The following is a 5,760-nucleotide window of genomic DNA, read 5'->3' on the forward strand; positions in this document are numbered from 1 at the left end:
GCCGGCGCCGCCCGCGCCCCCGCTCGACGCCGTCCGAGGACACCCTCAGCCGCCGGATGCTGCGCCGCAGCGCACCGGAGGAGCCCGAGTGGTACCGCACCGCCACCCGCTCGGTCCTGCTCGCCGAGGAGGCGGCCCGCACCGACTCCCGTCAGCAGGTGCTCGCGCAGCAGCAGGCCTACGAGGAGCAGCAGCGCCTGGCCCAGCAGGCCCGGGCGCAGCAGCAGGCGCAGGCCGCCTACGCGCAGCAGCAGCAGCCCGGTGCCCAGCACGCGGGCGCCCAGCAGCAGGCCAGTGCCGCCTGGGCCCACCAGCAGGCCCAGCACGCCGCGTGGCTGCAGCAGCAGAGCTACACCGCCCACTACGTGCCCGCGCAGGCGCAGGCCAACCCGACCCCGCGCCCCACGCTGCGCACCTGGCTGCTCGGCGGCACCGTGGTCGTCGGCTCGCTCGTCCTCGCCCTGATCTTCGCGCTCTACTTCGGGCTGAGCTTCGGCATCCTGACCACCCTCATCGGGCTCGTCTTCGCGCTCATCCCGCTGGCGATCGTCGTGCCGATCTTCCTGTGGCTCGACCGCTTCGAGGCCGAGCCGTGGCGCTACCTCGTCACGGCCTTCCTCTACGGCGCGCTCGGCTCGACGCTCATCTCGCTCGTGCTCAACACGATCGGCGGGGTCTTCCTGCTCGGCGTCACCGACCCGGAGTCGGCCAACGTGCTCGGCGCCGTCATCGTCGCCCCGCTCGTGGAGGAGACCTTCAAGGGGGTCTTCCTGCTCGTCATGTGGTGGTTCATGCGCAAGGAGTTCAACGGCCTGACCGACGGCATCGTCTACGCCGGCATCGTCGCGGCGGGCTTCGCCTTCACCGAGAACATCCTCTACCTCGGCCGCGCGCTCACCGAGGGCGGGACGCCGGCCTTCGTCGTCACCTTCGTGCTGCGCGGCATCATCAGCCCCTTCCTCCACCCGATGTTCACGACGATGACCGGTATCGCGGTCGGCATGGCGGCGCTGTCGCGCTCGACGCCGGTCAAGGTCGTCGCGCCGATCATCGGCTGGTGCGCCGCGGTCCTGCTCCACGGGCTGTGGAACCTCAGCGCCTCCTCCGGCACGACCGGCCTGATCCTCGGCCTGTGCTTCGGCTTCGTCGCCTTCGTCTCCTTCGTCGCCTTCGTCATCTGGACCCGCTCGCGGGAGGGCAAGGTCATCGGTGAGCACCTGCTGCCCTACGCGGACTCCGGGTGGATCTCCCGCGACGAGGTCGCGATGCTCGCGTCGATGAAGGAGCGGCGGGTGGCCCGCCGCTGGGCCCGCGCCAGCGGCGGTGCGGTCAGCCTGCAGTCGATGCGAGCCTTCCAGGACTCTGCGTCCGAGCTGGCGCTGCTGCGCTTCCGCAAGCTGCGCCACGAGGCCGACCACGACGCGCTCCAGCAGGAGCGGGTCCTCCTCGACTCGATGACGGCCAGGCGAAGGGAGTTCGCCGGCGCCTGATCGTCGCGCGGGTGGGTGGGCTGCTGCGGAGGCTCCCCACCTGCCCGTGTCCGGTCAGGCCGGCTCGACCACGAGCTGCTCGTCCGTCAGGGCGGCGACGGCGGCCCGGTGGTCGTCGGTCGTGACGTCGACGTCGGCGAGGGAGATCTGCGCGGGGCGCGGCTCGTCGGCCCGCCAGTCGACGAGTCGCGCCGGCTCGCCGGGCCCGGAGACGAGGACCTCGGAGGGGTCGACGACGAGCCCGCGGCCGGTCGCCTTGAGGACGGCTCCTTGCGCGCCCACACCCGCGCACGGGCGACGAGCAGGTCGTGCCCGTCGAGGCTGCCGAAGCCGGCGACCTCGTCGGCCGCGAGCGTCGTGCGCGCGAAGCCCTCGAAGTCGGCGTCGGTGAGGTCCTCGATGTCGACGCCCACCTCGACGCCCTGGGCGACGGCGACGATCGCACCGGCACCGGTGTACGAGAGGGAGAAGTGCCAGCCGGGGGCGTCCACGAGGCTGGGCTTGCCGTGCTGGTCGCTGCCGCAGGTGGCGCAGCGCCGGGCGAACTCGAGCGCCGCCGGGTCGCGGTCGAGCAGCTCGCCGAGGACCCGCCGCACGAGGGCGTGCCCGGTGACGAAGGGAGCCGCCTCGCGCTTGCGCCCGGCGCGGGTGCGCTCGCCCGCGTCGAGGATCGCCAGGTCGTCGGGGGAGTCGGAGACCCCCGCCTCACGCACGGTGATCCGGACAGGCATGGTGCCGATCATGGCAGGTCGGGCCCCTCACTACACTGATGCCGCCCGGGTCGTGAACATGTCCCGTTCACCCGGGCGTGCCTCCGTAGCTCAGCTGGACAGAGCAAGGGCCTTCTAATCCCTAGGTCGCAGGTTCGAGTCCTGCCGGGGGCGCCGACGTCCGCGAGGGCGACGCCGGGCCGGGTGCGACCCGCCGGGCGCGTCGCCCCCGGGTGACCCTGCCGGACGCGCGTCGCTGGATAGGGTGGGCCGCATGGGTGAGATGCCGAGGGGACGCGACGACGGCAGCCTCCTGACCCGCGTGACCGCCCTGCGTGACGAGGTCGAGCGGAGCCGGCTGGTGCTCGACCTGCCGAGCACGCGGCAGGCGCGCGGGGAGCGTCAGGCGCTGCTCGACCAGCTCGACGACTACGTCATCCCCAGACTCGAGTCGATGGACGCCCCGCTGCTCGCGGTGGTGGGCGGCTCGACCGGCTCCGGCAAGTCCACGCTGGTCAACTCCATCCTCCGTCGCGAGGTGAGCCGCTCCGGCGTGCTGCGCCCGACGACGACCAGCCCCGTGCTCATCCACCACCCCGACGACGAGCGCTGGTTCCGCGACGCGCGGGTCCTCCCTTCGCTCGCCCGGGTCACCGGTGGCGAAGGGGAGCCGCAGCCCGGCACGGTGCGGCTCACCCCGTCGACGGCGCTGCCGCCGGGCATGGCGATCCTCGACGCACCCGACATCGACTCGGTCGTCTCGGCCAACCGCGAGCTGGCGACCCAGCTGCTCGCGGCAGCCGACCTGTGGCTCTTCGTCACGACCGCCGCGCGCTACGCCGACGCGATCCCGTGGCGGCTGCTGCGGCAGGCCTCCGAGCGCGGCACCGCCGTCGCGATCGTCCTCGACCGCGTCGACCGGCCGGCGATGGCCGACGTGCGCACCCACCTCGTCGAGATGCTGCGCGAGCAGGGTCTGGAGACGGCGCCGGTCTTCACCGTCCCCGAGACCGACCTGACGGCCGACGGGCTGATCCCCGATGCCGACATCGAGCGGGTGCGCGGCTGGCTCACGGCGCTCGCCGGCGACCAGCGGGCCCGCACGATCATCATCCGCCAGACGCTGCAGGGCGCCCTGCGGTCGCTCGACGGCCGGGCCACCTCGGTCATCGAGGCGGCGCAGGCCCAGCGCGAGCAGGCCAGCTCGCTCACCCAGGTCGCCTACGACGCCTACGACGCGGCCGAGCAGGGCGTCACCGACGGGATGAAGGACGGGCAGCTGCTGCGCGGCGAGGTCCTCGCCCGGTGGCAGGAGTTCGTCGGCACCGGCGAGTTCTTCCGCAAGGTGGAGACGGGAGTCTCGCGCCTGCGCGACCGGGTCACCTCCGCCGTCGCCGGTGGGCCGCCGCCGGCGGCCGAGCTCGACCAGGCCCTGCACACCGGGGTGAGCGCGCTGCTCATCGCCGAGGCCGATGCGGCGGCCGCGACGATCACCCGCACCTGGCGGGGCACCGAGGCCGGCCCCCTCGTCCTCGAGGCACACCCCGAGCTGGCCCGCTCCTCGCGGGGCCTCGAGAGCGAGGTCGAGCGCCTCGTGCGCGACTGGCAGGGCGACGTGCTCGACATCGTGCGCTCGGAGGGCGGCAACCGTCGCACCAACGCGCGCATCGCCGCCTACGGGGTCAACGGCATCGGCCTCTTCCTCATGCTGGTCTCCTTCGCCCACACCGGCGGCGTGCTCGTCGCCCCCGAGGTGGCCATCGCCGGCGGCACGACCGCACTGGCGCAAAAGGTGCTCGAGGCGATCTTCGGCGACCAAGCGGTGCGCGACATGGCCCGCAAGGCGCGCCAGCTGCTCCTCGACCGGGTCGAGACGCTCTACGAGGACGAGCGCGACCGCTACACCGCCGTCACCGGCGAGCTGAGCGTGAGCGAGGCGCAGATCCGTCGACTCCAGCAGGCCGCCGCCGCGGTCGGTGAGGAGGCGCGATGAGCCCGCGCAACCCCCTTCGTCGTGGGACGCAGGGCGCCCTCACGGCCGACGAGCTGACCGCGCGCGCCGACGCCCTGGCCACCGCGCTCGACACCGGGGCCGACCGTCTCGACCCCCGGGCCGCGGGGCGTGCCGCGAGGCGGTCGACAAGGTGGCACCGAGCGCACCGCCTCGTCGGCGGCACACGGTCGTCGCGCTCGCGGGGGCGACGGGCTCGGGGAAGTCGTCGCTCTTCAACGCACTCGCCGGTGCCGACGTGGCGACGGTGGGGCAGCGTCGCCCGACGACCTCGACCCCGACCGCCGCGGTCTGGGGGAGCGAGCCCGCGGGCGCGCTGCTCGACTGGCTGTCCGTCGGCACGCGCCACCAGGTGCCTGACCCCGGCGACCTCGACGGGCTCGTCCTCGTCGACCTGCCCGACTTCGACTCCCGCGAGTCGGCCAACCGCGAGGAGGCGCGCCGGGTGCTCGAGCTCGTCGACGTCTTCGTCTGGGTGACCGACCCGCAGAAGTACGCCGACGCCGTCCTCCACGACGACTACGTCGCCGTGCTGCGCGAGTACGGCGCCGTCACCCTCGTCGTGCTCAACCAGGTCGACCGGCTGCCGGCCGGGGGGCAGGAGCAGATCGCCGCCGACCTGACCCGCCTGCTCGAGCGTGACGGCCTCGACGAGCACGAGGTCGTCGGCACCTCGACCCGCAGCGGAGCGGGTCTCGACGACCTGCGCGCCCGCCTGCACGACGCCGTCGAGCACGCCGATGCCGCCCGCCACCGCCTCGGTGCCGATGTGCGCACCGCCGCCGGCGAACTGCTCGACTCGGTCGGCGAGCAGGGCGCCGGGGTGTCCGACCGGGCGCGTGCCGAGCTCGTCGACGCCCTCGCCCGCAGCGCGGGGGTGCCGACCGTCGTCGATGCCGTCGCACGCGACTTCCGGATGGAGTCGTGGGCGCGTACCGGCTGGCCCTTCACCCGGTGGGTCCGCGCCTTCCGTCCCGCTCCGCTCAAGCGGCTGCGGCTCGACCGCGACGTCGCCGGGTCGCCGGACATCACCGAGCAGGACGTGCGTGCCGTGCTCGGACGCTCGTCGATCCCGCCGCCGGCACCCGCGGCCCGGGGCAGCGGTCGACCTCGCGGCCCGGCGGATCGGATCGAGCGCCGGCGAGGGCCTGCCCACGCGCTGGGCCGATGCCGTCGCCGACGCCGCCCGTCCCTCCGATGCCGACCTCGCCGACGAGCTCGATCAGGCGGTGCTGCGCACCTCGCTGCGCGGACGCAAGCCGGCGTGGTGGGCGGTCTTCAGCCTGCTGCAGATCGTCCTGGCGCTCGCGGCGGTCGTCGGCCTCGTCTGGCTCGTCGTCATCGCGCTCGCCGGGTGGCTGCAGCTGCCCGACATCCCGACGGCGGACGTCGGGCCCTTCGCGATGCCCTTCCTGCTGCTCGTCGGCGGTCTGCTCGGCGGGCTGCTGCTCGCCGCCATCGCCCGCTGGCTGGCCGGCATCGGCGCCCGCAAGCGCGCCGCGACGGTCGACAAGCGGCTGCGTCGGGCCATCGGCGAGTCGGTAATGAT

The 5,760-nt window shown here is 74.0% G+C and carries 4 protein-coding genes and 1 tRNA gene; 4 read left to right on the top strand and 1 reads right to left on the bottom strand.

The window, feature by feature from the left end; all coding sequences use genetic code 11:
• Positions 1–1,490: PrsW family intramembrane metalloprotease (locus AC2W7J_RS15135; protein ID WP_485983398.1), on the top strand; the 1,490-nt coding region annotated here is incomplete at its 5' end.
• Between the two features lie 86 nt (positions 1,491–1,576).
• On the opposite strand, the gene AC2W7J_RS15140 is transcribed toward AC2W7J_RS15135, so the two are convergent.
• Positions 1,577–2,221 carry a 4'-phosphopantetheinyl transferase family protein gene (locus tag AC2W7J_RS15140; protein WP_485983400.1) on the bottom strand — a complete coding sequence of 215 codons (645 nt, stop codon included), beginning with the start codon at positions 2,219–2,221 and terminating at the stop codon, positions 1,577–1,579.
• Positions 2,222–2,300: 79 nt separating this feature from the next.
• On the opposite strand from AC2W7J_RS15140, the gene AC2W7J_RS15145 reads away from it, so the two are divergent.
• The 3 genes from AC2W7J_RS15145 to AC2W7J_RS15155 form a co-directional block, all read left to right on the top strand.
• Positions 2,301–2,374: transfer RNA gene (locus AC2W7J_RS15145), tRNA-Arg, on the top strand.
• Between the two features lie 100 nt (positions 2,375–2,474).
• Positions 2,475–4,193 carry a GTPase family protein gene (locus AC2W7J_RS15150; protein WP_485983402.1) on the top strand — a complete coding sequence of 573 codons (1,719 nt, stop codon included), beginning with the start codon at positions 2,475–2,477 and terminating at the stop codon, positions 4,191–4,193.
• Between the two features lie 151 nt (positions 4,194–4,344).
• Positions 4,345–5,760, top strand: a 1,416-nt coding sequence (locus AC2W7J_RS15155; protein ID WP_485983404.1) for a YfjP family GTPase, incomplete at its 3' end; no start/stop codon positions are given.

Source organism: Janibacter sp. CFPM2_SD2, assembly GCF_057364645.1.

Bases quoted from the DNA above. Each gene is read 5' to 3' on its own strand.
- AC2W7J_RS15140 (WP_485983400.1), bottom strand. From the start codon at position 2,221: ATGCCTGTCCGGATCACCGTGCGTGAGGCGGGGGTCTCCGACTCCCCC.
- AC2W7J_RS15150 (WP_485983402.1), top strand. From the start codon at position 2,475: ATGGGTGAGATGCCGAGGGGACGCGACGACGGCAGCCTCCTGACCCGC.